This window comes from Polynucleobacter nymphae, from assembly GCF_018882155.1.
GTDB classification, from domain to species: domain Bacteria; phylum Pseudomonadota; class Gammaproteobacteria; order Burkholderiales; family Burkholderiaceae; genus Polynucleobacter; species Polynucleobacter nymphae.
In genome coordinates this window covers 132,345-158,552 of record NZ_JACVPA010000001.1, presented here as the reverse complement: position 1 = coordinate 158,552, position 26,208 = coordinate 132,345, and the positions used below count along the sequence as shown (strand labels likewise).

Here is a 26,208-nt window from a genome sequence, read left to right as displayed (position 1 = left end):
AGAAGATGACAGCCCCCTTACCCAATAATCTCAATAGCGCTGATGCCCTAGTTCTTTACGGTGAGAGCTTTGCTAGCCGTTTGCTATTAGGAACGTCGCGTTATCCCTCCCCACAAGTGCTGGAGAACGCAGTGCAAGCCTCCAATCCGGCAATGATTACGGTGAGCTTGCGCCGCCAAGGAACGTCTACTGCCGAAGCACATAGTGGCTTTTGGGATCTCTTAAAAAAGATGGCTGTACCAGTGCTACCAAATACTGCTGGCTGTCATAGTCCACAAGAAGTCATCACGACTGCGCAAATGGCGCGTGAGGTTTTTGAGACCGACTGGATTAAGCTCGAATTGATTGGCGATGATTACACTTTGCAACCAGATACTTTGCGCCTCGTTGAAACAGCACAGACTTTAATTAAAGACGGCTTTAAGGTTCTGCCGTATTGCACTGAGGACTTAATTTTGTGCCAACGCTTAGTCGATGTTGGTTGCCAAGCAGTCATGCCTTGGGCTGCGCCTATTGGCACAGGCAAGGGCCCTCTAAATCCCTATGCTATGCAACTACTGCGTGACCGCTTAAAAGTTCCCCTCTTAGTGGATGCTGGCCTAGGCCTACCATCTCACGCCTGCACTGTCATGGAATGGGGTTTTGATGGTGTGTTATTGAATACCGCCGTTGCGCTTGCAGAAGATCCTGTGGTGATGGCGAAGGCATTCGCCATGGCAGTTGATGCGGGTCGTGCCGCCTATTTATCTGGTGCAATGAAACCCCAAGAATCTGCTCAGGCGAGTACACCATTGGTGGGTACTCCTTTTTGGCATCAGAGTTAATGAGTTTAATTCGAGACCTTGCTGATCAAATTCTGGCAGTGCATGGCAGCGATGATCTGTGTCTACCGATTCCGCAATATACCGTCAGCAAACCACCACCCAGAATTGATAATGAATCTGCTGTCGATCATTACGAGCTTGCTGGCGCTCTTGCGGCTATCAATATGGGCTTTATTGAGACCGATGCCAAAGTATTAGGGAAGGCTTGGTCCCGCATGGCACAAGGCGATGGCGGCTTTAATGCTTTGAAGTGGCCTAATAGACCAGAGCACTTTGATTTGCTTCCCTGGACTCGCAATATGAATCCCAATGCTTTTCCTGAATGTCCTACGCGTTTAGGTTTATATGGTGTCATGCCAGATGCAGATTGGGTAAAGCGGATGGTCGATGCGCAGCTTCCCACTGTCCAGTTGCGTTTTAAATCTGAAGATAAATACAAAATCAGAAAACAAATTAAAGAATCCGTGAAGGCCGCCAAAGATAGTCAGACATTGCTGTTTGTTAATGATTATTGGGAGCAAGCGATTGATGAAGGCGCCTATGGCGTTCACCTTGGTCAAGAAGATATGGTTACTGCCGACTTAGATAAAATTCGAGTGGCAGGTCTGCGCTTAGGTTTGAGTACGCATGGTTATGCGGAGTTAGCTTACGCGGATCGTTTTTGTCCTAGCTATATCGCAATGGGGGCTGTCTTTCCAACCAATTTAAAAAAGATGCCTACTGCGCCGCAAGGCTTAGGTCGCCTCTATCAATACGCCAAACTGATGAGTCACTATCCATTAGTGGCGATTGGCGGCATCGATCAAGACAGTATCCGTGCGGTTTCCAGGAGCGGTGTTGGTTCAGTTGGAGTGGTTCGAGCAATCACGCACGCTAAAGATCCTAAGGCTGCCGTGAAGCACTTACAAGAGTTGATGCAATAGTGAGCAAGCAGCTAAAAAGCTTTTAGCGCTTATTAATACTTACTTTTTTCATCTAGTAAAGCAGTTGGATAGAAATCATGCATATGCCACAAAGGGCCTGGGCCTTCACCAATACTTAAGAAGCGCCCCGCCTCTAAGCCCGCTTCTACATAAGCAATCGCTTTTGCTACTGCATGACTCAAATCATGACCATCGGCTAAATAGGTGGCAATGGCAGAGGCTAAAGAGCAGCCTGTGCCATGGGTGTTGAGTGTATTTACGCGATAGTGTTTGAATTCTTTCGCCTGGGTGACTTCTAAGTTATCTTCTAATGTTGTCCACATCAAAAAATCCGTAATCTGCGTATGAGTGGCATCTAGATGGCCGCCTTTAATCAATACAGCCTGAGAGCCCATCTCGAGTAATTCTTGAGCAGCCATTTTGAAATCATCTGGTCCTGTAATATCGTGCCCCAGTAGCAATGATGCTTCTTCCATATTGGGAGTAATCAATGTTGCCATCGGAAATAATTCGGTAATCATGGCTTGTGCCGTGTCATCGCCACCTAAACTTGCACCTGAGGTTGCCCGTAGGACAGGATCAAGCACAATGCGTTGCACGCCATGACGACGCAATGCTTTGGCTACGGTTTGTACAATTTGTGGGCTAGCCAGCATTCCAATCTTGACAATATCTACCCCGATATCCAAGACAACAGCATCAATCTGAGCTTCAATCACATCAAGATCGATATCCTGAATACGCGTTACTCCTAGCGTATTTTGAGCGGTGATGGCGGTGATTACTGACATGCCATAGCCCCCAAGCGAAGTGATCACCTTGAGGTCAGCCTGAACCCCTGCTCCGCCACTGCTGTCTGAACCGGCGATAGTCAGTACTCTGGGGATCTGTACGGATGTGGGTAGTAATGAACGCATCTTGCTATAATATCGGCTTATTCCCCGATAGCTCAGCGGTAGAGCAGCAGACTGTTAATCTGTTGGTCCGTGGTTCGATCCCACGTCGGGGAGCCAAATAATACCTAGCCCTGCTGAGTTAATTCTCTGCAGGGCTTTTGCTTTCAGGTTATCTGGATAAGCCAGAAATAGGCTAGGGAATCAAAAAGTAAGCAAATTTAGCTGGGTTGATCCCAATAATCATTAGCTAATAATCCCACAGCAGTATTTATATTTCTTACCGCTATTGCAGGGGCAAACTTCATTTCTACCTACAAACTTCTGATGTTTTTTCTGGCTATTTAGACTCTCAACAGCCCCTTGAATTAGGGTCTCAATGATTGTAGGGTTCTTACAATCACCCCGTCCTTCATTTGCAATTTCTTTAGCGTCAAAGTAAACACGTTCTGAAAAGTTTTTCTTGCTAAAAAGATTTGATGCATGCAATTTTCCAGCAATACCCATTTTATTTCGCAAAGCAGGGTCATTAATAAGAAGCTTTAATTGTCCTGCTAAAGCAAGCGAATCTCCTGGTGGATAGGAAAAGCCTGTTTGACCGTCTAATTGATATTCCGAAATTCCCCCAGTATTAGCAAAAACAACCGGTTTATTTAGAAGCATCGCCTCAACCCCAACACGACCAAATGCTTCTAGGCGAGATGCCATTACAACAATGTCGCAAAGGGCCATTAAATCAAATGGATTCTTTGAATATCCAGTAAAAATAATATGATCTTTAACGCCTAGATCTTCAGCCAAAGAAATTAAATAAGTCAGATATGTTGGATCTGGAGCTTCTCCTACAATTAAAAGCTCTACATTCAAGCCATTTTTTACACACTCAGAAACCGCTAATACAGCATCTTCCTGGCCTTTGGTTGTACGAATTTGACTAAACATCCCGATCTTGACCGAATCTTTTTTTTGAAAATACTGCTCAGTACTTGCTAATGCATTAACGGAGGGCGGCGGAATGCAGGTATATAAAACACTCACTTTTTCCTTTTCTGCAGCCGGGAAAAGCGTTTGCCTTAAGACTTGGCTACAGGTATATACATGATTGGATGTACCTTGAATTTCCTCAATGACGTCCACGAAAGGACTAAAAAACTTAAACCCAAAGTCCAGCTCCCCAAATTCTGTGACATACCAAATATGAGGCTTATTTAAATTCTCAGCTACTTTTGCGCCCCAAGGCATGACCATGCTCTGCGTCCAGATGACATCAGGGTCCAATTTACGAAGGTTTTCCAGCACATTCATCTCAACAGCCATCGCACAATCAAAAACCTGAAACTGCTGAGCTTCTTTCGATCTAACAGTATTTGCATCATCACACCACCAGCCATAAGCAGAAATAGAGGGAAAGGCAAAAAGGGTTGCGACTCCTATTTTTGCGAGGGCCTCAGACTGAGGGCCTACACGGGGTAAAACGGCAGTGCAAACAACACCAAAATCTTTGACTAGGGCATTCACTAATTCAAACATCATTTTTTCAGAGCCCCCAAGTAAAGGACTATGTGAAAAAAAACACATACTTAATGCTTGAGACTTTTTGACGCCATAGAAAATATACGAATTTAATGGCGGAATAGATTTAATTGCATTTTGGGAGCTTATTCGAAAAAACTGATTAGATTGGTCATCTAGGGCCCATATTTCATAACCCATCTTTACAATTTCTTCCAATGGCCTTTGAAGATTAACTAATTTGGAATCAATTAGCTTTGGATCAAGCTCAATAATCAATTTTACTTTTTCAAATTTTTCGCTAAATTCAGATATCCAGCCTATATCCTCAAACTCATTGCCTGTAATCATCACCCTAATCAGAGCTGATTGACGACTAGAATAATCACTCAATAAATCAACTATCGTCTCTTCTAATTCGTTACGCTGTAATTGGATCGAAATATTTTCTAAGCCTAAATTTGCAACATTCTTAGATAGCGACTGCGCATCAGAGGCATTAGGCTCATTTGCTAAAACTTTTAAATCCGGATAAAAAAATCTCGCTAGTAGTATGTAAAAGCCTTCCTTGGGACTAAGATCAACATAAAAATCAACAGATGCTAGGATATTTTTAATGAAGCTTGTTGAAAAGGATTTGTACAGTTTGGAAAATTTTTCATAGCCTTTGCTGTCCAATAGACTATCGAATTGATGATCCATTTGAGTTGATGTTTTTGGCATGGCTATTTTTAAGGCTTGGAAGGATTAATAAGCATCACCATAGTTTATCTCCAGCCCCTGATTCGAGACCAGTTCAGGAGCTAAATTTATGAAGAGCCTAGAGTAATTTAGGCTTTTTTTGATTTTTAGGCCTCTTTACCCCACTAAAGCCACCCAAGCAATTAGCCGATTGTGCTTAAATTGGACTATTAAAATCATCCTCAGAATGGTTCAAATAAATAGGAGATGGCAATGATTCAAAGCGGCCCCTTTAATATGATTGGCAGAGCAATTGAGCTCTTTGTAGTTCTTGTAACCCTATTTGCTGCTAGTGCTCAGCCAAGCTTAGCCCAATCAGATTATCCAAACAAGCCCATACGATTTGTCATTCCTTTTCCTGCTGGCGGCTCAACCGATAATATTGCTAGGCCACTTCAAAATGAACTCTTGAATACTGCCAAGTGGAATGTCCTTATCGATAATAAAGCAGGCGCAGGTGGCAATATTGCCGCAGAAATCGTTGCTAAAGCGCCGCCTGATGGCTACACCTGGCTGATGGCTTCTGTAGGTACCCATGGCATCAATCTTCCTCTTTACACTCAAGGCGGCGGAAAGTTACCATTTGACCCTATTAAAGATTTCACACCGATCTCTCTGGTTGCGGAGTTGCCGAATGTCTTGGTTTTAAATCCGGAGTTTGCCGCTAAGAACAACATCAATACTGTCAATGATTTGATTGCTTATGCCAGAGCAAATCCTGGCAAGGTTAATATGGCCTCCAGCGGCAATGGCACATCGATCCATATGGCTGGAGAACTCTTTAAATCGATGACTAAAACTTATATGGTTCACCTACCCTACAAAGGAAGTCCACCAGCAGTAATCGACCTCATGGCAGGCAATGTCGACATCATGTTTGATAATCTGCCGTCTTCGATTAGCTTTATTCGGGCGGGCCGCTTAAAAGCATTGGCAGTGACTAGTTCTAAGCGCTCTGCTGCCTTGCCGGATTTACCAACCGTTGCTGAAGCAGCAAATTTACCGGGCTATGAGGTAACTTCTTGGTTTGGGGCGGTTGGGCCCGCCAATATGCCTGCAGATATTTTGAGTAAAGACAGTGCTGCAATAATGGCGGCTGTTAATAGCCCATCAGTGAAAGAAAAGTATTTAGCAATGGGCGCCCAACCAGTTGGCAATACGCCTGCACAATTTAGCGCCTTCATTAAACATGAGATCGCCAAGTGGACTAGAGTTGTGAAAGAGTCTGGGGCAAAAGTAGATTAATCTTTTTATTCTGGATTCTTTTTACTTCCCCAGTTGAGAAAGTAACTTACTGGGGGAAATGACTTCTTGATCTAAGACCAATTCAATTAATGCGCCCTTTTTGCTAGCAAGTGCTTTTGCAAATACGGCTGCAAACTCTTCGGTCTTAGTGACTCTAAATCCAGGCATCCCAAAGCTATCAGCAAACTTCACAAAATCTGGATTAGTTAGGCCGGTCGCCATCACGCGCGACTTAAACTCCCTTTCCTGATGCATCCGAATGGTTCCCAGCATATTGTTATTGACCACCAAAACAATTGGGAAGGCATCGTAACGGGCTGCCGTTGCTAACTCTTGGCAGTTCATCATGAAATCACCGTCGCCACAGACTGCAATCACGACTTTTTCAGGGCTTGCGATCTTGGCAGCAATGGCTGCAGGTAAACCATAGCCCATGGAGCCATTTGCAGGAGCCAATTGGGTTTTGTGGGGCCCATAAGGATAAAAGCGATGTACCCAAGTAGCAAAGTTACCAGCCCCATTAGTCACAATGGCATCACGCGGGATTGAGCTTGGCAATGAACTCATGATCTGCGCTAATTGCAAATCACCAGGCGCGGTCACTGGGCTAGCGAACGCTAAATACTCAGCGTGCGCTACTGTGATTGCTGCGCGATCATATTGATCACCCATCTTGCTATTCTTTAAAGCGGCACAGAAATTTTCAGGGCTGCAATTGATAGCAAAGTCTGGGCGGTAAACGCGACCCAAATCTTCTGAGCCAGAAAGGACATGGATTAAGGTATTTTGAGTTTGAGGAATGGAGAATAAGGTGTAACCAGCAGTAGTCATCTCGCTCAATCGCTCACCAATAACCAATAGAACATCTGCCTCTGTAACACGCTTTACTAAGGATGGATTGGCGCCTATACCTAAATCACCTGCAAATGCAGGATCTAAGTTATCTATCAGATCCTGAGACCTAAAGCTCGTGGCTACCGGCACACCCTCTTGATTGGCCCAGTTGCGTAAATCATCACAGGCACTGCTATTCCAATTACCGCCGCCCGCAACAATCATCGGCTTCTGAGCGGATGTGAATGCCTTCATTGCAAGGTCAAACTGCTTACCATCTAAACCTGGCTGAACGATATGTGCTGGCTTAGCTGGATTTTCTTGACCAGCCATATACAAGACATCTTCAGGCAAAGCAAGCACAACTGGGCCTTTACGTCCAGCTTGAGCAATATGAAATGCATGAGAAACAAATTCATCAATACGATCAACGCGATCAATGCTGCCAACCCATTTCGCACATTCTGAATACATGCGGCGATAGTCAATTTCTTGAAACGCCTCACGCTCAACCATATCTGTACCAACCTGGCCAACCAGTAAAACCATTGGGGTCGCATCTTGATAGGCTGTGTGCATGCCAATCATGGCATTTGAGGCACCAGGACCGCGCGTCACCATTAACACTCCTGCTTGACCTGTCAATTTGGCATAGGCCTCAGCCATATAGGCGGCGCCACCCTCTTGACGACAAGTAATAAACCGAAAGCGGGGGTGATCTACCAGACCGTTTAATAGAGGCAAGAAGCTTTCACCAGGAACTCCAAAGGCAATGTCTACCCCTTGCCTTACCAAGGCATTTGCGAGTATTTGACCACCATTAATCATCTTGCTTGGTGTCGCCATGCTATTTTTATGCTTTCATGTAGGAAGTGGTATTCATCTGTGTCTAATAGAAAGTTATCACACTTTGGTATGGGCTTGGTTGAATCAGGCTGACCTATACTGCGAGAACTGACTATAGTTCAACGTAAATGGAGGCACTAAGATGAGGTTATTTGGCTTTAAGGGTCCAAATGGATATGAGGGCGTGGGAGCGCTCTCCAAAGGCGACCAAGATACCTTTATTGATGTATGCGCCACAGACTCACTGATACCCAATAGCATTCAAGAAATCATTCAATCCCAAGTCAATTTGGATCGCGTAGGCGCTGCCATTGCAAACTCCAAAGCAATTACTGGCAAGCTTAATGAGATTAGCTTCAAGGTCCCTATTGAAAAGCCTGGAAAAATTGTCTGTATGGGCCTGAACTATGCTGACCATGCCAAAGAAGGCGGTAATGCACGACCTGAGTATCCCAGTTTTTTTATGCGCGGTCCTAGCTCAATGACGGCACATTTAAGCCCGATTATGCGACCTCAAGTTTCAGACAAGTTAGATTACGAGGCAGAGCTTGCTTTTATTATTGGCAAAAAAGCGCGGCACCTCACCTTAGAAAATGCCTTGGATTGTGTGGCGGGATACAGCATCTTTAATGACGGTAGTATTCGTGATTACCAACGCAAAACGACTCAGTGGACGATTGGTAAAAACTTTGATCAAACCGGTGCATTTGGCCCCTGGCTGGTAACACCAGATGAGCTTCCACCTGGATGTGATGGTTTAAATATTCAATCCCGCTTAAATGGTCAAGTAATGCAAAACGCCAACACCAAGGATTTCTTGTGGGGCGTTGCAGAAACTATTGTGCTGATCTCTGAATGCATGACTTTGGAGCCAGGTGATGTTGTGATTACCGGGACTCCAGCTGGTGTGGGTTACGCCAGAACACCCCCTGTTTTCATGAAGCCGGGGGATATTTGCGAAATTGAAATCGAATCCATTGGAGTATTACGAAACACCATCAAGGACGAGTAGGCAGCCTTAGTGCAGTTTTACAATCGAATCGGTTCTGCGATGAATTAAACGACTGATCGTATCGAGTATCACTTTGATCCAGCCGTGCAAGGCCAGTTGATGTAATTTATAAAGACTCAGATACATGATCTTCGCAAAAAAGCCATCGATCATGAGGCTGCCGCCAATCAATCCACCCATCATGCTGCCAACGCTGCTAAATTTGCCCAGCGAAACGAGCGAGCCGAAATCGCGATACCGATAAGCTTTCAAGGGTTTGCCATGAACAATATTTTCTATTTGAGAATACAAATGAGAGGCTTGTTGATGCGCTGCTTGAGCGCGTGGCGGAACAATGCCGCCCTTCCCATTGCTAGCCTCAGGCCAAGGACAGGCAGCGCAATCGCCCATCGCAAAGATATGAGGGTCGCGCGTGGTTTGTAGTGTTGGCAACACCACCAATTGATTTGCTCGGTTGCTCTCTAGACCACCAATTTCATGTAAAAAATCAGGGGCCTTAACACCGGCAGCCCAAACAATTAATTCAGCAGGAATCTCTACTCCATCCGAGAGGCGCAGCTTATCTGTGAAAACTTCTTCTACTTTTGCATTAGTAATCACTTCAACGCCAAGATCAACGAGGAGTGTTTGCGCTGCTGCAGAGACCCTTTCGGGAAGCGCTGGCAATATCCGTGGCGCAGCCTCAATCAGGATCACCTTCATATCTTTATCCGGATCAACGCGATCCATGCCATACGAGATAACCTGACGGGTTGTGCGATGCAATTCTGCAGCCAGCTCAACACCCGTTGCACCAGCGCCAATAATAGCCACCTTCAGTTGATTGAGCGCCAAAGGAGCAAGCTGTGATTGGGCTCGCAGGCAAGCATTAATCATACGCAAATGAAAGCGCTTGGCATCAGCCAGTGACTCTAAACGCTGTGCATACTTTGCTACTCCGGGAGTCCCAAAGTCATTGGTTAAGCTACCAATCGCAATGATCAAGGTATCGTAAGGAATCAATCGTTCAGGCGTCACCATTTCACCTGAGTCATCCAAAAATGGACTAATCCGAATTTCTTTTTTCTCGCGATTGATATCAATTAACTCGCCAATCCGAAATAAAAAATGATGCCAATGGGCTTGGGCGATGTAATCTAACTCTTGGTCAGCAAGATCCATAATGCCTGCAGCAACTTCGTGGAGCTTAGGCTTCCAAATATGAGTACGATTTTTATCCACCAAGGTAATGCTGATTTTTTGAGAGCCGGACTTTGCGTTGCCGTAGCGATTCCCTAGCTTTGTAGCAAGCTCTAAACCCCCTGCACCGCCCCCTACTATGACTACCTTATGAACCTTACTCATCCATACACCTTCATATCAGACTATTTCTTTCGGTCAAACTTCTGTACACGCTTAGCATTATCAACTTCAGAGGTATACAAATTTCCCTGGCTATCAATCGCAATATTGTGCAGAACATGAAAATCACCAGCATTACGGCCAGATCGTCCGATTGTTCCAAGCGTCTGTCCGGTTTTCTGATCTACGATCTTAATTTCATTATTGCTGCCATCAGCAACATAAAAGTAATGACTTTTGCCATCTTCTACAACATCGTAAACCGAGCCCCAGCCTGTTTTATTATCTCTAGTGTCTGTATCAATCTCGAGCTGCCTTACAAACCTACCGTCTTTGGTAAAGATCTGTAAACGATTTTGAGCGCGGTCACATACCGCCAATTGACCATTCTTGAGTAAGCGAGCGCAGTGCACTGGATTGCCAAATTGTTCTAGCTTAGTATTAAAACGCTCAAAGATACCATCCGCTGGCTTGCCGCCATAGGCGCCCCAGTGCCTTTTATATGCACCAGTATTCGAGTCAAACACAACTACTCTTCGATTTTGATATCCATCCGCAACAAATATTTCATTTGCCGCAGCATCTGAATCCATGTGTGCTGGACGTCCTAAATTTTTTGTATCGTTTGAGTTTTGCTCAAGGCCAGGGCTGCCAATTTGCAATAAGAACTTACCCTCTTTGGTAAATTTCAATATTTGACGGTCAGATTTGCCGTTGCCAGCAAGCCAGACATCGCCATTAGGAGCAATATAGATGCCATGTTCATTTTCAAACCAGTCATAACCCTGGCCTGGACCACCCCACGCTTGCAGAACCTTACCGTTTTTATCAAACTCAATCACTGGTGGTGCGGCAATACAGCACTTCGCATTCTTATTGGCCAGCCCAAGCTCATCAGGCGCTAGTGAATTCGGGCGATGAACAATCCACAGATGATCGTTTTTATCGATGGCAATACCTGCTACCTGACCAATAATCCATTGATTAGGTAAAGGTTTTAACCAGAATGGATTGGCCTCAAATTTTTGTCCTCCAGGTATCCCCTCAATCCGAGTATCAGCTGCATAGCTTTGTGAGATAGCCACTAACAAAGAACATATAAATATCAATAACTTCACTTTGAATTCCTCTTCTGAGATGCATTAACTTGCATTACTTAATCCCACAGTGATACCACCACAAACGAAAAGTGTTTGACCAGTGGTAAAGCTGGAACGATCATCTAATAAATAGGCAGCTGTGTGTGCAATATCCTCTGGCTGACCCATTCTCTTTACCGGAACATTTTCAATAATTTTGATTGTTTTCGGAGCATTTGGTGGATTGCCTGAAGTAAACAATTCTGTTGCAATCGGCCCAGGTCCAATGGCATTAACAGTAATACCAAATTGGGCCAGCTCCAAAGCCCAGGTTCTGGTCATCCCTTGCAAGCCTGCTTTCATAGCGGCATAGGCGGTACGCTCTTCTTTGCCTAGTGCTGCACGACTTGCAATATTCACTATCCGTCCAAAGTTTGCTTCTCGCATCTGTGGAACCAATTGTTGAGTAAGAACCATAGGCGCCTTTAAATTTAAGGCATAAACCGCATCAAAATCCTCTACGCTCACATCCTCAAGAGCGCCTGGCTTAATAATGCCGGCATTGTTTACTAATCTGAGCACTTTGGTGCGAGCAGTGATCTCCTGAAGTAGGGCTTTCAGTACATCACTGTGAGTGATGTCAATTTGATGAAATTCTTCGTCTTTTAACAAGCTCGGCGGGGCTAACTTATCCAAATTAATTACTCGATAACCATCGTGAGTTAATCGTGTAGCGATGGCCCTACCGATTCCACGACTAGCACCAGTAATCAATACATTCTTTTGCTTATCCATCAGTTAGCCTTCTATCATTGCATTTAATCTACTGTAGCGCCAGAAGCCTTCACCACTTTTTCCCATTTCTGAGTTTCATTGACTATCGTTCTTCCAAAATCTTCTGGCGTTCCCGGAATGGGTACGCCACCCAAATCTGCTAAACGCTTTAACATTTTTGGATCTGCTAATAATTGATTCATCGCAGCATTGACCTTATCGATTGCCTCGCGTGGAGTCCCTTTGGGCATCGCAAGACCAAACCAAGCAGTCGCCTCATAACCAGGCACCGTCTCTGCAATCGTTGGTACATTAGGTAATGAAGGTTCAATCGCAACTGATGTCACTCCCAGCGCCCGAATTCTTCCGTCTTTAATAAATCCGGCTGAGGAGGGCAAATTATCAAAAATGACTTGCACTTGTCCACCAATGAGATCATTTAAGGCTGGGCCTGCGCCCTTATAAGGGATATGAGTCATCTTGCAACCCGTCATCGATTTAAATAGCTCACCCGATAAATGGACTGAGGTTCCGCTACCCGAAGATGCCATATTCACTTTAGATGGGTTAGTTTTGCAATACTCAATAAACTCAGCAACAGTTTTGACTGGCATTCCATTAGTAATCACCATCACATTAGGTGTGCGCACAATGCCAGCTACCGGAGCCATATCATTGATAAAGTTAAATGGTAAGTTTTTATAGAGAGTAGCGTTAATGCCATTCGCTGGGTTGGTCAGTAGCATGGTATATCCATCGGGAGCTGATTTAATCACAGACTCAGTACCAATATTATTTCCCCCGCCCGGCTTATTTTCAACGATGACAGCAACGCCTAATTTTTCGGTTAAACCTTGAGAAACAATTCTGGCTAAGACATCAGTAGTCCCACCTGGGGGGTAAGGCACTACTAAACGAATAGGCCTCTCTGGATAAGGTGCCGCAATTGCCACGCTAGAAAAAAAGCCTAGACAGCCAAACAATAGTGCAAAGTATGGTGAAATATTCCGCATGTTCACTCTCCTATATTGAATAGAAAACTAATGTATTTAGGGCTTATTTTGAATGGACTTATGAAGGCTTGCATATAGGGGGTTTCCTTTGGGAAAACAGCGTTTTTTGCTCAAAGGCGTGTGCCAGTTGCAAAATACCAAAGTCATCGCGGTGCCGCCCCACAATCTGTATGCCCACCGGTAGCCCGCTTTGCGTAAACCCTGCTGGCACTGAAATTGCTGGGTTTCCTAGTGCGCTGATCAAATAGCACGTTTTTTGCCAAGCAATATAAGTATCCATTTTGACGCCGTTAATATGCGCTGGATACTCTTCTTCGATAGAAAAAGGCGCCACTTGGGATACAGGCAAGACTAAAAATTCATACTTCTTAAAAAACTCTCGCATCCGGTGGTAGAGCTCAGTTCGTTTAGCCTCAGCTCGCGCTAATTGAGGGCCGGTAATAGGCAAACCCTGCTCAGCATTCCAGATCACAGTATCTTTAATCTGCTCTCGATGCTCTTTTAATAAGGGGGTAATGCGAAGTTCTGTTCTCCAGGCGCGCCAGAGCATGAAAATTTCACCCGCCTCCGCAATATCAGGCTCATCATTGACTACATCACAGCCCAGATCCTGAAATACTGCTCGTGAAGACTCCACTACTCTAGCTACTTCTGGCTCAACTGGTAAGCCACCTAAGTTGGCACTAAAAGCGACCTTGCATCCTTTAAAAGATCTTGCTAAAGGATTGAGAAAGATCTCCCCAGGGGCCTCTAAAGAAATGGGTGAGCGATCATCGGGCCCCGCCATTGCGGCCATGGCTAAAGCCAAATCTTGTACCGAGCGCGCCATGGGGCCTGAGACACTCATAGTTTGCCAACCCAATGATTCAGGCCATGATGGCACTCTACCAACTGACGGCCGAATACCCACAATATTACAAAAGCTTGCTGGGTTTCGTAACGAGCCGCCTAAATCCGTACCATCAGCCAGAGCAACCATACCGCTTGCTAAAGCTACCGCAGCACCGCCTGAAGAGCCGCCACAGGTCTTACTCAAGTCATACGGATTAGGCGTAGAGCCAAAGACCGCATTAAATGTTTGGCTACCGGCACCAAACTCTGGTGTATTAGTTTTACCTAAACTTATGGCTCCCGCTTTCTTCAAGCGCTCAACTGGCAATGAATCCACATCAGGCACAAAATCTTTATACGCAAGAGAACCAAATGTAGTTCTTACGCCGCGCGTTAAAAATAAATCTTTATGGGCTACTGGTAATCCATGCAAGATGCCAACGGAATCATTTGCTCCAATTTTTTGATCGGCAATAGTAGCCTCCGCCATTGCAGACTCAGCAGTTAAGGTAACAATCGCATTTAAGGTGGGATTGAGGCGCTCAATCTGATCTAAATGGGCGCGAATGGTCTGCTGGGCAGAGATCTTCTTCAGTCGAATGAGTTTGGATAACTCAGTAGCGGATACAAAACACAAATCATCATTCAGCATTTGAAATGAGTCCTTAATTCTTATTGTTGTTGACGTAGTATAGGCGACTCAATTTTGCAGCTTTCAGAGCAAATTGATGCATCACAACATATCCATTAGCCACTAGTGATAGTATTTGCAGGGGGTTAAATAGTGCTATCTAAACAGCGCTTAGTAAGAGCTTGGCCAGAGGTCTTTATCGTCATACATCGATTTACTCAGCGGAGGAATCTTTAACTCTCGCCTAATCTCTATTAAGGGCATATGGGCGATAGCAAGATGATCTAATTTAGTAAAGTCACCACCACAGGCTGCGCCACGCTGTAATGCTTCAGCAAAAAGATCCGCTGCTCCTGGCATATCCACGGTACCTCTGACGCCAGCTGTGTAATACGGGTCTCCATCCCCTCCATGAGGAATAAATTGAACATCGGTGCCGTGGGTAAATAAGCCAACCTCATGAATCAAGAAATTAGCCAATGAGGCCATCCAGTTAGCATCGCTACCATCTATTGCAAGCTTAATAGCACCAAGCGCAACCTCCCCCGGCCCAGTGGCTTCATAACCTGAAATAACATGTCCCATATCATGACTGACATAGTAGCTAGGATTTGGGGAATCCCGGCCTGGGACCTCGAATTTACTGCGGGCATAGAAATTAGTAAATGCCCAACCTAAGCTTCCATAGGGCATGTGAGCCAACTGCTCGAGACGGTCAAAAAACTGATCGTCAAGATCCTTAGGATCAACTGGTGGTAGATTGCCATGATGCTCAGAGAGCTCTGGCGTATATGAACCATATAAACGAATGAAATCCGCGGTTGCATCAATTGCAGACAAGTGGGCAAAATCTCTTAAGATCTTGAGCTCAACGCCATTAAATTTAAATGCTGCTGCATACTCTTCTACACGAAGAAATTGCTTCTCATTTTTAGGGTGACGGCATAGATCTAAAACAATCGCAATCTGCATAAATATGCGCTGATATTTTGGATCTGGGAGAAGTCCCGCAAGTTGCGCAGGAGCAATTGCTGCACTCTTTGATATGGAGCTCATGTCAAAGCCCAATATATGAGTTGCTAGGGCATTTAATATGCGCGTCTGCTCAAGCGTGGGTCCACCATCAATATCCACAAGACCCTTAAGACCACCTCCAATCGCCTGGGCCATAGGCTTTGGTAAAGGAAAAGGAGTCTTGGTGCTCGATAAGTTGTTTTGAATGATATTCATAAAAGTATTTAAGGCTCAGTTAAGTCAGGAGTTAATTTTTTAACAAAGGGCGCCAAAAGTAATAGGATCGGAAAGGCAACAGGCCATACCTGAATAAATGCCTTTAACCAACGCATCACAAAATCACCACCGATACCAGTAAGAATGGCTGTTAAAACTGCAGCCATCATCAAGCCCATAATGACCGACATCAACAATGAGTAGATGAGGTTGAAATATTTTTTTGGAAATTTCATTACTTGGCCGTGATATGAGAGAAGCCATTCCAGTGTTTGGCAGAGGTTGGTACGAAATCGATATATTTGGTTTTTATTTCACCGCCAGGCGGTACAAAAGCAGGTGATTGAACGCCAGCGGGACCTAACAAACTCACAAATTGATAGGTGGCACGTAAATCTGAGTCAGAAATCATTTGCATCGTAAACCAAGGCATAGGTGGCCTAGCCTGTAAATTTTTTGAAAAATTTACCCATTGGTCTTCAGTTAAGCTCTGCATCAACAAACGTAAGTTGACGGGATAAGAAACTCCCCAAGGACCTTTAAAGCCAACTGGATTTCCAGTCAACCATTGAGCAGTTGGAATATTGCCGCCTTTTTCTGCATAGCCAGGGGTATGACAATCATTGCAGCCTGTAATCCGAATAATGTATTCTCCACGGGCAACGGCTGTTGCGGGCGCACTTTGTGCAAATGCTGAGAGAGAGAAGCCAAAGCCTAGCAATACAAAAATCAATCTTTTGTTCATATATTTGCTGCCCTTATCTCATCTGACCCTCTTTCTTAATAGAATGCCAATAAATCGCAGATAGGTCAAATATTTTAAAAAGAAGGTAAACAATCTAAAGTAACTCAGTTCGTCTCAAGACTTTTCTTGTAAGTGGTCAACCTCGAAATAGGTTGCTTGGGGTTCAGTTTTAAATCCATCTTTAATTTGCGATTGGATTGTGGGCAATAAAACACCATCTAAAAATTTCTGCCAAGTTTCTTTCGAATCATGAATTGCAACTACTGACCAGCCACCAGGCGAAGGTCCAGCCGCATGGTATAGCTGACCTACTGGAAGGCCTGCTCCGCCATGCGGATGAACTATTGCAATTTCGGCATCATATTGAGATTTAGTTCCGTTTGGATAAAAGTGAATAATTCCATAAGCCATTTTGAACTCTCTTTCGTTATGAATTGAAGGCGTATTTAAAGCGCCCAGGGGTAAGCTTAGTAGATAACTAAGACTACTCGAAGGTCTATTGGATAAACTCTAACTGCCTTTTTATCCAGACCAGACCATTCAGTCTGCTTATATTCAACATAAGCCTAATCAGAATGGATAGAATTGCAATACTGAGGGCATGTCACTAGTGAAATGATTCTTGATGGATGGGCAATAGCCGAGCCAGACGTAATTAAAATAGCCTTAATCATTTGATTACAGCCCATTCACTTAGCAAATAAAGTTAAATAGAAATTATGTTCTTTAAGCACACAATCCCTGCTGATGCGCCAGTGATGGCAAAAGCTGTTGTTAGCACCTGTCGCCAAAACGGTTGGTTCGATGACATACAGCCTCAATTCCTAAAGACTGTATTTCATAGTCTCATGTCCTATGACTGTGATTTCCGGACACTAGAGCCCATCAGTATTGAGGAATTTACTCTAGTAATGCCAGAATCTCAAAAGCGTAATGAAGTGCTTGATTTAATGCTAGCAACTGAATTGTTATGCTCATCGATCTCACCAGAAATTTCTGATGCCATTAATGTATGGGCTCAAAAATTGGGTATTGCAAACAATGGCCTAGCATTGATTCGAGACCTTTCTAAAAAATCTATTATTCGAGCCCAGCAAGACTTCTACCGCTCGAATTATTTTTACGACAAAGATCTCGCCTCGCCCGACTTTGCTCATCTAGATGAAAAGTATGGTCTCAGCGCAACCATGATGACTGTGGAAGTCTCAGATGAGGTAGCTAAGCGCTATGAAAATCTTCAGCATTACCCTGCTGGTAGTTTAGGCAGAGGTCTTTGGGATTTTTACAAACAGAGGAACTTTACTTTCCCCGGGGTGATTGGTGGCATTAATGAAGCGGTAGCGCATCATGATTGGATTCATGTTCTAGCGGATTATGATTCTGATGGCATCGGAGAGATAGAAGTAGCTGCTTTTAGCACTATGGCTACAGAATCAGAAAGTGCGGTGATGAATTTCTTGGGAGTGCTTAGTATTTTCCAAGGCGGCTTACTAAAAACGATTGTTGCCGGAGCGCCTCACCTAGGTTATGACATGGAGGTGGCAAATGGACCCGAGCGCATTGCAATCGCTCTACAAAGAGGCAAAGAGGTCACTATTGATTTAGTTCTTGGTATCAACTATTTTGATTATGCTCACGAGCCCCTAGAGGATCTGCGGAAAAGATGGAATATCCCATCTAAGCAAGCATCAACACCCCCAGTAGAAATGTAGCGGTTTAACTGACATGTGAGTTGCTCTATCACATGACAAATTGCAGTCGGCTTGCGATGCATAATGTTATTATTCTAAAAGCAAAAACCACCCGAAGGTGGTTTTATTGCCTGATGAGACGCTGAATAGCCAAATTACTTAATTACGAGGGCCTCAGCAGGAGCGTCACTTGGGTTTTTGATAAGCTCAATTAAGGTCGCACCCATAGGGATCCCTATGACAGAATTCTTGGGTGGAATTGGAGCTAAAAACCACTTTTCATAAAGCGTTTTAAGTTCACCCGATTTCATCATAGACTTGACCTGGCTATCTACTCCAGCCTTAAAGATGGGGTCATCCTTACGCAGCATAATTCCAATTGCCTCGACACTTAGAGGGTCTCCAACAATCTTATATGCATTTGGAGTCTTGCTAGCAGCAATATTTCCGGCAAGGATATTGTCATCCATTGCAAATGCGTCTGCTCGATCGGATTCAACGAGTAAGAATGCTTCTGAATGGTCTTTAGCATAGACTACATCAAGCTTCACGCCCTTTGCTTGCTCGAGTTTTCGTAAATGTTGAACTGGCGTAGTTCCAACAGTGGTCACAATTTTTTTCTTAATAACATCATCAGTTGTATTAATGCCTGAAGATTTTTTTACAGCATACCGAGCTTCAGTTACATAGGTCGTCACCGCGAAATCGACTTGTTCTTTTCTTGAAGCAGTATTACTTGTTGAGCCACATTCAATATCAATTGTTCCATTTTGGAGTAAAGGAATTCTATTTTGCGGGGTTACTGTCATGTATGTTATTTTGACATTTGGATAAAGTCGTTTTAAGACTTTTGCACATAGTTCAACGTGATAGCCAGCATACTCACTACTTCCAATGGCGTAGGATAAAGGCGCAGAAGATTCTCTCACTCCCACTGTAATTGCATTAGATGATTTAATTTTGGCATCTGTGTTAGAAACCTGCGCATAAGCAGTCATTGAAATAAATGCTGATATGAAAACTAATGAAGTAAGCTTTTTCATGTTTTATCCTATTCTCTTTTGTTTATTAAAGCGCTTTGAGACTCTCATCCAAAGCCCTATCTAATATAGTTATCGCCTGATCAATCTCTTGATTTGATACGGTTAATGGAGGAGCAATCCTCCAAACTGATCCACGCTCAGGACGTCTCCTAATATTCATGCTTAAACCTAACTCAAAGCACTTTTTAGTAGTTAGCTCACCTAATCGATGATGAGCTAACCTTGATTGACGATCCTGCACCAGTTCAACCCCTAATAGCAGTCCTTCACCCCTAACCTCACCAATGCACTCATACTTTTCTTGCAACTGAAGAAGTTGTTTTCTTAAGTAAGCCCCAGTGACATTAGCCTTCTCAATGAGCTTCTCATTCTTGATGGTATCCAAAACTGCCAACCCAACCGTTGCTAACAAAGGATCTGATACATGGCTGGTATAAAAAGAAAAGCCTTTTTGGTGGATATCCTCTTCAATCTCAGGAGTTGTCACTACTGCGGCCAATGGCAATCCACCGCCCATTGTTTTAGATAGGGTCATGATGTCGGGGATAATTCCAAATAACTCTGAACCTGTTTTTTTACCAATCCGCCCGAATGCTGTTTGAGCTTCATCAAAGATTAATAACATACCGCGGTCATCGGCTGCCTTTCGAAGCGCTTGCATATAGCTTTTTGGTGGTATTAAGACACCTCCAGCGCTGATCACTGGCTCCACAATAATAGCTGCCCCTCTTCCAGTTGAAGCCATATCGAACATCTTTAATCCAATTTCCAAGCTCCTTAGAGCTGACTCTTCTGGTGGAAGCTCTGGAATATAGGGTCGGTACATATTGGGCTCTGGCAAGATGAAAACGCCAGGAGGCGGGACCCCATAGCCTTTGCGGTCGCTAGCAAATGAAACTGAGCTTGCAGTGCCAGTGACACCATGCCAAGACCCCCCTACCGCCAGCACCTCATAGCCACCCGTATACATTTTTGCAATACGCAAAGCGACTTCATTACTTTCAGATCCGGTATTGATAAAGATTGACTTGCTAAGCGAAGGAGGCATCCATTCGGTAGCCACTTTTTCTGCCAGTCTAGCGACATCCTCAGGAATCATCCCACTAAACATGTGAAATGCTTTTTTTCCAGCCTCGTTCACCGCATTGACTATTGCAGGATGATTATGGCCAATGGTGGCGCACATTTGTCCAGAGGTGAAATCCAATATTTCACGACCAGTATCATCAATGACGATAGTGCCTTTGGCGCTTTTAAAAAGATTTGGGAATACATCCCCGCCGTATCTCAGCATGTATTTTTTTGCTGAGGCGTGTAATGCATTATTCATTCTTTTTCCTATGTTCTTTAGCCGTGATTGAGCTTTGTTATAAAGGACTATTGAGAAGCTCTACATACCTTTCAATATATACCAAAGCTTGAACACCAACTTTAACGCAATGCAATATAAGGCTCAATTTTGCTTGTTTGTCGGTTTAAATGACAAATTAAAACTACTCGAAGGTGGTTTTATATTTATTGGTGGTCCTGGCTGAAAAGAGAGGCGTAAAACTGGATATTGAGGACATTAGGCCTGCCCAGCGCGCTTTCAATATATGGGCTAGGCCTTAGAAGCTGTAGAGACAACTTCCAAAACTTTGCTTAGTGAATTACCTTCATAGTCAGGCTTTTCACCAATCTCCTCAAATGGATGGCCAAGGCGATTGACCCAAAAAACATCAAATCCATACCACTTAGCTGCCAGAGCATCCCAAGCATTACTAGATACAAACAGAATTTCTTCTTTCTTGACAGGAAATGCTTTTAGCAAAAGCTCATAAGCTTGAGGTGCAGTTTTAAATAGGCGAACATCTTCAACCGTCACGACTTTATCGAGATAAGGCTTTAAGCCATTGCTTTCTACTACAGTAGCAAGCATCTCTCTGCTGCCGTTAGATAAAATAGCGGTAAAGAAACCTTTTTCTTTAAGGGTTTTGACTACTGTTGTACTGTCTTCAAAACCAGTGAGCTTGGCATACTGATCCATTAGTCGCCTCTCATATTCTGGGGTGAGATCTAATTCCATCCGCTTACAAACATAACGCAATGAGCGAATGGTTAACTCCCAAAATGGTAGATAGTGTTTACTTCCATTGGGACTGGGATCACTCATTGTTACCAAGCGGGTATATTCAATTTGGCGATCACGCCACATTAAAGTCATTGCTTGGCCATGACTAGGAAACAGCTCTTGCGCCAATTGCCCCATGGAATACACATCAAACAATGTGCCATAGGCATCAAAGGCTATTAATTTATACATGCTAACTCCAACTTTTTATATTGCATACTAATGTCGTTACAAACGATATTTGATGTATCTAAGCTATTGAACTGGCTAAATCAGTATTGTCAGGTTCATATATTGAGGGCCACCATTAATGCGCAAATGCCCCAAAATAATGGGTACTCACACCCTCCTTTAGTCCATAGCCATGTTTTATAGACTTTGTAATCTACGCTCCTTATGGCATGAAGTTTCCACCATTGACATCTATAGTCACGCCAGTTAAATAGGAGGCATTATCTGAAACTAAGAACTCAACGACGGCTGCCACATCTTGAGGCTTTCCAAGTCTACCCATAGGAATGCTCTTGGCCAATTCTGTATTAACAGAACCCCCCACTTCTTCTGTCATTTTGGACTTAATACGGCCAGGAGCTATGCAATTAACTGTAATTCCACATTGAGCAACCTCACCAGCCAATATTCTTGTATAGCCCGCTATTCCAGCCTTTGAAGCTGCATAATGCGCCCCTGGTATTGGCGTGCGTGTTCTAGCTGCCTGACTAGTGATATTAATCACTCTTCCATGCTGATGACTCATCATGGGAACAAGACAAATTTGGGTAATTAAGAAATTCGCAGTCAAATTTATATCAATCACACGCTGCCATTCATCCAAAGGAATATCAATAAATTGCCTTTTCTTTCCCTGATGCTTGGGAGATATTCCTGCATTATTTACAAGAACGCTTAAGTTCTTAAATGACTCTCCCATCAGAGCTTCCAAAGAGCGGATTGAATTTAGATTACTAAGATCTAATACATAACCTTTTACGTCGGCATTTTTACTTGCCAACAGTTTCGCGGATTCAACTACAGCAGGATTGATATCAAGCATAGCGACTGAGTAGCCAATATCTAACAAGCGTACGCTAATGCTGAATCCAATACCCTGGGCTGCGCCAGTTACTAAAGCCAATTTATTTCCTTGAATTGGCATCGTCACTTTCCTATTGCGCTTCAATCTTGGCTTTTTTGGCCACATCTGCCCATTTCTTATAGTCAGATTCAAGTAGCTTCTGGTAATCCTCTGGGCTTGTCCAGGATGGCTGAGTTCCTAAATCTTTGAGTCGATTCTGTATATCAGGACTCTTTAATGCTGCCAAAATTTCAGCATTTAATTTATCAACAATCGGCCTAGGGGTTCCGGCAGGGGCAAATAATCCAAACCAAGTTTCAACAACAAAATCAGGATAGCCTGATTCCTTAATAGTTGGTAGATTGGGTTCAGTTGCAACTCGATTGGCGCCAGTTACAGCCAGCGCCTTTAATTTGCCGCCTCTAACAAAATTGATTGCTGAAGGTATATTGTCAAACATCACTTGTACACCTTGGCCCGCCATTAAATCAACCAAAGCTGGGCCACTACCCTTATATGGCACATGAATCATTTCTAAACCTGCAGCTAGGTTAAATAATTCTCCGGTCATGTGAGGAGCATTACCATTTCCTGATGAGGCAAAAAAGACTTGACCTGGCCTAGCCTTTGCCCAATCAACAAATTCTTTAATATTTTTGACGGGAACGCTTGGATTGACCACGACAATATTTGGAACGGTAGCAATATTGGAGATAGGCTGAAATGCCTTGAGGGTATCTATCGGCATATTTTTATATACCGATGGATTAATGGTCATATTACCCATCGTTCCCAATTGAAGTGTGTACCCATCTGGGGCTGCTCTTGCCACAGCTGCAGCACCAAGATTGCCTCCAGCACCTGGGATATTTTCAACATAAACAGGTTGACCCATTGAGACTGTAAATCGCTCAGCGAATATTCTGGCAATAATATCCGTTGTACCGCCAGGCGCATAACCAACAATTAGCTTAATTGGACGAACAGGATAGTTCACCTGGGAAATGGCCGCGCTACAAAATAACACTGCCATTAATCCAATAACAATACTGAAAAAGTTATTCTTATTCACTCTCATAAAACCCTCAGCTCCTTTTTAAAAATGTTGCTGGGAAATACTAGCGCCACCACAAACAAAAATCGTTTGACCGGTTGTAAATGATGCACCCTTTGATAGAAAGTAAGAGACTGCAGCAGCTACCTCGCGTGGATCTCCGAGGCGATTCATAGGAATAGAATCCATCATTGACTTTCTTCCAGGAGACCCCGTTGGATTATTTCGATCAAACATCTCTGTAGCAATCGGCCCTGGAGCAACGCAATTGACGGTGATGGATGAGGGAGCGAGCTCAAGCGCCCAAGATTTTGTGAAGCCCACTAGGCCTGCTTTAGCAGCAGCATAAACACTACTATTTTTTCTACCAAGCATTGATCTACTAGCGATATTAACTATTCTGCCTTCACCCAAAGCCAGCATGGAGGGCAACACTGCCTGGGTCAACTCCAGAGCCAGGGTTAAATTTAGATCAATGATCTTTTGGTAATTTTGGGCAGTAATCTCAGATAATCCCTGGAGTTGATTGAACCCAATGTTATTGACTAATCGATCAATCGGAAAGGATGTAGCAATCTCTTTGAATAATTGCTTTCTAGAGGCGGCATCCGAAAGATCCGCTAAAAATAATTTTCCCTTGAAGGTAGGATCTGGATTGCGAGCGATCCCTATTACTGATTGTCCTTCTTCAATCAGTAAATCAGAAATTGCCCTACCAATTCCTTTGCTTGCCCCTGTAACCAAGGCATATGTACTTTGTTCCATTATTGAGGCTTTGGACCAGCAATCGTGATTCGATTCATGACACGTCTATGGCCCTGATAATCATTGCACGCATAATGCATGGTGCAGCGATTATCCCAAAAAGCAATTGAGCCTTTTTGCCATCTAAATCTACAAGAAAATTCAGGTTTAGATGAGTGGGCATATAACTGATTAAGCAATGGAAGACTTTCTTCCCTACTCATTCCCTCGAAAGAATAAGTGAATGGATAGTTCACATATAAAGCTTTTTTTCCAGTCTCATCATGAGTCCTAACTACTGGATGCAGAGCACGAAGTTCTGGACGATTAGGATCCACCACTAACTTCGTGGACCGCCCAGCATTCCGCTCTTCAGTGCGCGCGGTCAAAAAGGCATCTGAATGGATGGCATTTAAACCATTTAAGGAATTTTTTAGTGGCTCCGGAAGAAATTCATAGGCCATCTGCATATTGGTCCAAAGAGTATCTCCACCAACCTTTGGAACCTCTTTCGCATACAAAATAGAGCCTAAGGGGGGTTCAGGCATGTAAGTCATATCACTATGCCATGTATCGCCAATATTGTAAGTATCCTTTACATCCTTAATTACAGGCATGATTTCAGGATACCCATCCACACTTCCGTAGACAGGATTAATGACTAAAGGCCCAAACATTTTAGAGAAATTTAAGTGCTGTTCTGGGGTTAAATCTTGATCACGAAAAAAGATAACTCCGTATTGAAGAAGGTTATTACGGATTTCCTGGATCAATTCTGGAGAAAGGTCTTTTGCCAAATCCGGGCCTAAAAGTTCAGCACCAAGTGCGCCTGTTAATGGCCTCACCTCTATAGTTGACGAACTCACATCTGACTCCAATACTTTTTTAGTTATATTCAGTTGATTTTAATTTATACAGCACACTAAATATTCTACAAAAGGGGTAAACCCTTATGAATAATCTAAATAGTTGCAAGCCTTTAGTTGAGCCTTTGGCTCAACTAGCAGGACTATAAACTTAATGCCCCATGAGAAACGTAATTTGAGCCCTCGTACCCCAACCCCGAGGTGTGCCAGGATACTGTAATGTTGTCGTATAACCGCTGACGTTGTAACGAAGTCCGAGTGTAAAGTCCACTGGTGAATTATCAATGAGGACTACTTTACCAATGGTGGCATTAACCGGGTTATAGGTTCTACGGGCATCGTAGTTATAGGTTGACTCACTATCTAATGTATAAATCCATGCACCAGAAGTAGTGTAAGCAATAGTAGGCCAAGCAGAAAAGGTATTCGTTGTTCCGGTGCCTGGACTTTGAAGAGTGCCTGCTCCTGCAGAGCCGCCCATATTCCAAGATTGATGAATGAAGACACCAATCGTCCAAGGCTTAGGCATTGTTATGAATACTGCGCGTAATCCACCGCCCCATTGAGCACTTCCAAAGTCTCCACTTTGCCCTCCAGGAATCTGAAAGTAAGGGCCTAGTCCATATATTGTTTGCTGATCGGATTTTGGTGTAAATATGGTCTCAATCTGTGTAGGACCCAGACCTGAGCTATTTAAACCATTAACATTTTGAAGCCTAGATGAATTGAAATAAACGCGAGTCAGAGTTTTCCAATTCTCAGAAACATCCACTTTAATTTTTGGGGCAATTTGTAAGGTTTGATTTGTCCCAGCTTGATTGGTTCCCAACCCACCATTATGATTCCACTGCACATCAATCAATTGCAAATTAGATAATGGATTAGTTAGCTCATACGCAATATTTGCCGCACTTTGATTGCTTGCTTCTGCATTGCTTTGCTCTTCGCTCCATGCTGAAAGTGGCATGGTTACAAAAAAAACTACTAAAAAATAAGCAAGAACAACGCCACAGAATCTAGCTGTCACAGCAAGCTGGAGTTTTGCTAATTTCTATAGATTTCATCTAGACCCCCTGATTCGACTATGTTCGAAATCTGGGGCGGTAGTCTTAACGGGAGGCTAAGTCAGCTCGGAGAGATGTTAGGCCTAT

At 43.7% G+C, this 26,208-nt stretch carries 25 protein-coding genes and 1 tRNA gene; 6 read left to right on the top strand and 20 right to left on the bottom strand.

What is annotated here, in order from left to right; translation table 11 throughout:
* Window positions 1-5: 5 nt before the first annotated feature.
* Window positions 6-824, top strand: a complete 819-nt coding sequence (locus ICN29_RS00810) for a thiazole synthase (RefSeq protein WP_216128788.1) — start codon at window positions 6-8, stop codon at window positions 822-824.
* Complete coding sequence (thiE, locus tag ICN29_RS00805) at window positions 824-1,747, top strand: thiamine phosphate synthase (protein WP_216128786.1); 924 nt, start codon at window positions 824-826, stop codon at window positions 1,745-1,747. Before ICN29_RS00810 ends, thiE begins: the two co-directional genes overlap by 1 nt.
* Before the next feature lie 32 nt (window positions 1,748-1,779).
* Here the strand turns inward: thiE and thiD are convergent, their stop codons facing one another.
* Window positions 1,780-2,664: a bifunctional hydroxymethylpyrimidine kinase/phosphomethylpyrimidine kinase gene (gene thiD / locus ICN29_RS00800; RefSeq protein ID WP_216128784.1), complete on the bottom strand. Its 885-nt coding sequence runs from the start codon at window positions 2,662-2,664 to the stop codon at window positions 1,780-1,782.
* A gap of 21 nt (window positions 2,665-2,685) precedes the next feature.
* Here thiD and ICN29_RS00795 point away from each other — a divergent pair.
* Window positions 2,686-2,760 (top strand) — tRNA-Asn (locus ICN29_RS00795).
* Window positions 2,761-2,886: 126 nt separating this feature from the next.
* On the opposite strand, the gene ICN29_RS00790 is transcribed toward ICN29_RS00795, so the two are convergent.
* A complete protein-coding gene (locus ICN29_RS00790) occupies window positions 2,887-4,875 on the bottom strand; it encodes a glycosyltransferase (RefSeq protein ID WP_216131846.1) in 1,989 nt (662 codons plus the stop codon).
* A gap of 225 nt (window positions 4,876-5,100) precedes the next feature.
* Here ICN29_RS00790 and ICN29_RS00785 point away from each other — a divergent pair, with 225 nt between their 5' ends.
* Window positions 5,101-6,138, top strand: coding sequence for a Bug family tripartite tricarboxylate transporter substrate binding protein (locus ICN29_RS00785; protein ID WP_255538007.1), 1,038 nt, complete (start codon window positions 5,101-5,103; stop codon window positions 6,136-6,138).
* A gap of 21 nt (window positions 6,139-6,159) precedes the next feature.
* On the opposite strand, the gene ICN29_RS00780 is transcribed toward ICN29_RS00785, so the two are convergent.
* Entirely contained in the window at window positions 6,160-7,818 is a 1,659-nt protein-coding gene (locus ICN29_RS00780) for a thiamine pyrophosphate-binding protein (protein WP_216128781.1), read from the bottom strand.
* A 142-nt stretch (window positions 7,819-7,960) separates the two neighbouring features.
* Here ICN29_RS00780 and ICN29_RS00775 point away from each other — a divergent pair, with 142 nt between their 5' ends.
* Window positions 7,961-8,830 carry a fumarylacetoacetate hydrolase family protein gene (locus ICN29_RS00775; RefSeq protein ID WP_216128779.1) on the top strand — a complete coding sequence of 290 codons (870 nt, stop codon included), beginning with the start codon at window positions 7,961-7,963 and terminating at the stop codon, window positions 8,828-8,830.
* Between the two features lie 6 nt (window positions 8,831-8,836).
* Here ICN29_RS00775 and ICN29_RS00770 read toward each other — a convergent pair whose 3' ends face one another.
* The 9 genes from ICN29_RS00770 to ICN29_RS00730 all read right to left on the bottom strand — a co-directional run bounded on the left by ICN29_RS00770 (window position 8,837) and on the right by ICN29_RS00730 (window position 16,885).
* On the bottom strand, window positions 8,837-10,174 hold the full coding sequence (locus tag ICN29_RS00770; RefSeq protein WP_216128777.1) for an NAD(P)/FAD-dependent oxidoreductase: 1,338 nt from the start codon (window positions 10,172-10,174) through the stop codon (window positions 8,837-8,839).
* A 20-nt stretch (window positions 10,175-10,194) separates the two neighbouring features.
* Window positions 10,195-11,289: an NHL repeat-containing protein gene (locus ICN29_RS00765; protein WP_216128775.1), complete on the bottom strand. Its 1,095-nt coding sequence runs from the start codon at window positions 11,287-11,289 to the stop codon at window positions 10,195-10,197.
* Between the two features lie 24 nt (window positions 11,290-11,313).
* Window positions 11,314-12,045, bottom strand: coding sequence for an SDR family NAD(P)-dependent oxidoreductase (locus ICN29_RS00760; protein WP_216128773.1), 732 nt, complete (start codon window positions 12,043-12,045; stop codon window positions 11,314-11,316).
* Window positions 12,046-12,068: 23 nt separating this feature from the next.
* Window positions 12,069-13,037, bottom strand: coding sequence for a Bug family tripartite tricarboxylate transporter substrate binding protein (locus tag ICN29_RS00755; protein ID WP_216128771.1), 969 nt, complete (start codon window positions 13,035-13,037; stop codon window positions 12,069-12,071).
* Between the two features lie 58 nt (window positions 13,038-13,095).
* Window positions 13,096-14,520, bottom strand: a complete 1,425-nt coding sequence (locus ICN29_RS00750) for an amidase (RefSeq protein WP_216128768.1) — start codon at window positions 14,518-14,520, stop codon at window positions 13,096-13,098.
* 150 nt (window positions 14,521-14,670) lie between these two features.
* Entirely contained in the window at window positions 14,671-15,729 is a 1,059-nt protein-coding gene (locus ICN29_RS00745; protein ID WP_216128766.1) for a hypothetical protein, read from the bottom strand.
* Window positions 15,730-15,737: 8 nt separating this feature from the next.
* Entirely contained in the window at window positions 15,738-15,965 is a 228-nt protein-coding gene (locus ICN29_RS00740; protein WP_216128765.1) for a DUF2798 domain-containing protein, read from the bottom strand.
* Entirely contained in the window at window positions 15,965-16,474 is a 510-nt protein-coding gene (locus ICN29_RS00735) for a hypothetical protein (protein WP_216128763.1), read from the bottom strand. Before ICN29_RS00735 ends, ICN29_RS00740 begins: the two co-directional genes overlap by 1 nt.
* Window positions 16,475-16,588: 114 nt before the next feature.
* On the bottom strand, window positions 16,589-16,885 hold the full coding sequence (locus ICN29_RS00730) for a hypothetical protein (RefSeq protein ID WP_216128761.1): 297 nt from the start codon (window positions 16,883-16,885) through the stop codon (window positions 16,589-16,591).
* 308 nt (window positions 16,886-17,193) lie between these two features.
* Between ICN29_RS00730 and ICN29_RS00725 the strand changes: the two genes are divergently transcribed.
* The gene (locus tag ICN29_RS00725) at window positions 17,194-18,186 is read left to right on the top strand and encodes a hypothetical protein (protein ID WP_216128759.1); all 993 of its coding nucleotides are present in this window, start codon (window positions 17,194-17,196) and stop codon (window positions 18,184-18,186) included.
* A gap of 134 nt (window positions 18,187-18,320) precedes the next feature.
* Here ICN29_RS00725 and ICN29_RS00720 read toward each other — a convergent pair whose 3' ends face one another.
* The 8 genes from ICN29_RS00720 to ICN29_RS00685 all read right to left on the bottom strand — a co-directional run bounded on the left by ICN29_RS00720 (window position 18,321) and on the right by ICN29_RS00685 (window position 26,084).
* Window positions 18,321-19,208: an amino acid ABC transporter substrate-binding protein gene (locus ICN29_RS00720; RefSeq protein WP_216128757.1), complete on the bottom strand. Its 888-nt coding sequence runs from the start codon at window positions 19,206-19,208 to the stop codon at window positions 18,321-18,323.
* A gap of 25 nt (window positions 19,209-19,233) precedes the next feature.
* Window positions 19,234-20,538: an aspartate aminotransferase family protein gene (locus tag ICN29_RS00715; protein WP_216128755.1), complete on the bottom strand. Its 1,305-nt coding sequence runs from the start codon at window positions 20,536-20,538 to the stop codon at window positions 19,234-19,236.
* Window positions 20,539-20,808: 270 nt separating this feature from the next.
* Window positions 20,809-21,510: a haloacid dehalogenase type II gene (locus ICN29_RS00710; RefSeq protein ID WP_216128753.1), complete on the bottom strand. Its 702-nt coding sequence runs from the start codon at window positions 21,508-21,510 to the stop codon at window positions 20,809-20,811.
* A gap of 202 nt (window positions 21,511-21,712) precedes the next feature.
* On the bottom strand, window positions 21,713-22,474 hold the full coding sequence (locus ICN29_RS00705; RefSeq protein WP_216128751.1) for an SDR family oxidoreductase: 762 nt from the start codon (window positions 22,472-22,474) through the stop codon (window positions 21,713-21,715).
* Window positions 22,475-22,484: 10 nt separating this feature from the next.
* Entirely contained in the window at window positions 22,485-23,471 is a 987-nt protein-coding gene (locus ICN29_RS00700) for a Bug family tripartite tricarboxylate transporter substrate binding protein (protein WP_216128749.1), read from the bottom strand.
* 18 nt (window positions 23,472-23,489) lie between these two features.
* Window positions 23,490-24,212 (bottom strand): SDR family oxidoreductase, encoded by a 723-nt coding sequence (locus ICN29_RS00695; RefSeq protein ID WP_216128747.1) that lies wholly within the window; start codon window positions 24,210-24,212, stop codon window positions 23,490-23,492.
* A complete protein-coding gene (locus tag ICN29_RS00690) occupies window positions 24,212-25,057 on the bottom strand; it encodes a TauD/TfdA dioxygenase family protein (RefSeq protein ID WP_216128745.1) in 846 nt (281 codons plus the stop codon). Before ICN29_RS00690 ends, ICN29_RS00695 begins: the two co-directional genes overlap by 1 nt.
* A 151-nt stretch (window positions 25,058-25,208) precedes the next feature.
* Window positions 25,209-26,084 (bottom strand): hypothetical protein, encoded by an 876-nt coding sequence (locus ICN29_RS00685; RefSeq protein ID WP_216128743.1) that lies wholly within the window; start codon window positions 26,082-26,084, stop codon window positions 25,209-25,211.
* Window positions 26,085-26,208 lie beyond the last annotated feature (124 nt).

Excerpts from the sequence above, each read along its gene's own strand:
- ICN29_RS00810 (WP_216128788.1), top strand. The coding sequence starts at position 6 with ATGACAGCCCCCTTACCCAATAATCTCAATAGCGCTGATGCCCTAGTT.
- thiE (WP_216128786.1), top strand. The coding sequence starts at position 824 with ATGAGTTTAATTCGAGACCTTGCTGATCAAATTCTGGCAGTGCATGGC.
- thiD (WP_216128784.1), bottom strand. The coding sequence starts at position 2,664 with ATGCGTTCATTACTACCCACATCCGTACAGATCCCCAGAGTACTGACT.
- ICN29_RS00790 (WP_216131846.1), bottom strand. The coding sequence starts at position 4,875 with ATGCCAAAAACATCAACTCAAATGGATCATCAATTCGATAGTCTATTG.
- ICN29_RS00785 (WP_255538007.1), top strand. The coding sequence starts at position 5,101 with ATGGCAATGATTCAAAGCGGCCCCTTTAATATGATTGGCAGAGCAATT.
- ICN29_RS00780 (WP_216128781.1), bottom strand. The coding sequence starts at position 7,818 with ATGGCGACACCAAGCAAGATGATTAATGGTGGTCAAATACTCGCAAAT.
- ICN29_RS00775 (WP_216128779.1), top strand. The coding sequence starts at position 7,961 with ATGAGGTTATTTGGCTTTAAGGGTCCAAATGGATATGAGGGCGTGGGA.
- ICN29_RS00770 (WP_216128777.1), bottom strand. The coding sequence starts at position 10,174 with ATGAGTAAGGTTCATAAGGTAGTCATAGTAGGGGGCGGTGCAGGGGGT.
- ICN29_RS00760 (WP_216128773.1), bottom strand. The coding sequence starts at position 12,045 with ATGGATAAGCAAAAGAATGTATTGATTACTGGTGCTAGTCGTGGAATC.
- ICN29_RS00755 (WP_216128771.1), bottom strand. The coding sequence starts at position 13,037 with ATGCGGAATATTTCACCATACTTTGCACTATTGTTTGGCTGTCTAGGC.
- ICN29_RS00750 (WP_216128768.1), bottom strand. The coding sequence starts at position 14,520 with ATGCTGAATGATGATTTGTGTTTTGTATCCGCTACTGAGTTATCCAAA.
- ICN29_RS00745 (WP_216128766.1), bottom strand. The coding sequence starts at position 15,729 with ATGAATATCATTCAAAACAACTTATCGAGCACCAAGACTCCTTTTCCT.
- ICN29_RS00740 (WP_216128765.1), bottom strand. The coding sequence starts at position 15,965 with ATGAAATTTCCAAAAAAATATTTCAACCTCATCTACTCATTGTTGATG.
- ICN29_RS00735 (WP_216128763.1), bottom strand. The coding sequence starts at position 16,474 with ATGAACAAAAGATTGATTTTTGTATTGCTAGGCTTTGGCTTCTCTCTC.
- ICN29_RS00730 (WP_216128761.1), bottom strand. The coding sequence starts at position 16,885 with ATGGCTTATGGAATTATTCACTTTTATCCAAACGGAACTAAATCTCAA.
- ICN29_RS00725 (WP_216128759.1), top strand. The coding sequence starts at position 17,194 with ATGTTCTTTAAGCACACAATCCCTGCTGATGCGCCAGTGATGGCAAAA.
- ICN29_RS00720 (WP_216128757.1), bottom strand. The coding sequence starts at position 19,208 with ATGAAAAAGCTTACTTCATTAGTTTTCATATCAGCATTTATTTCAATG.
- ICN29_RS00715 (WP_216128755.1), bottom strand. The coding sequence starts at position 20,538 with ATGAATAATGCATTACACGCCTCAGCAAAAAAATACATGCTGAGATAC.
- ICN29_RS00710 (WP_216128753.1), bottom strand. The coding sequence starts at position 21,510 with ATGTATAAATTAATAGCCTTTGATGCCTATGGCACATTGTTTGATGTG.
- ICN29_RS00705 (WP_216128751.1), bottom strand. The coding sequence starts at position 22,474 with ATGCCAATTCAAGGAAATAAATTGGCTTTAGTAACTGGCGCAGCCCAG.
- ICN29_RS00700 (WP_216128749.1), bottom strand. The coding sequence starts at position 23,471 with ATGAGAGTGAATAAGAATAACTTTTTCAGTATTGTTATTGGATTAATG.
- ICN29_RS00695 (WP_216128747.1), bottom strand. The coding sequence starts at position 24,212 with ATGGAACAAAGTACATATGCCTTGGTTACAGGGGCAAGCAAAGGAATT.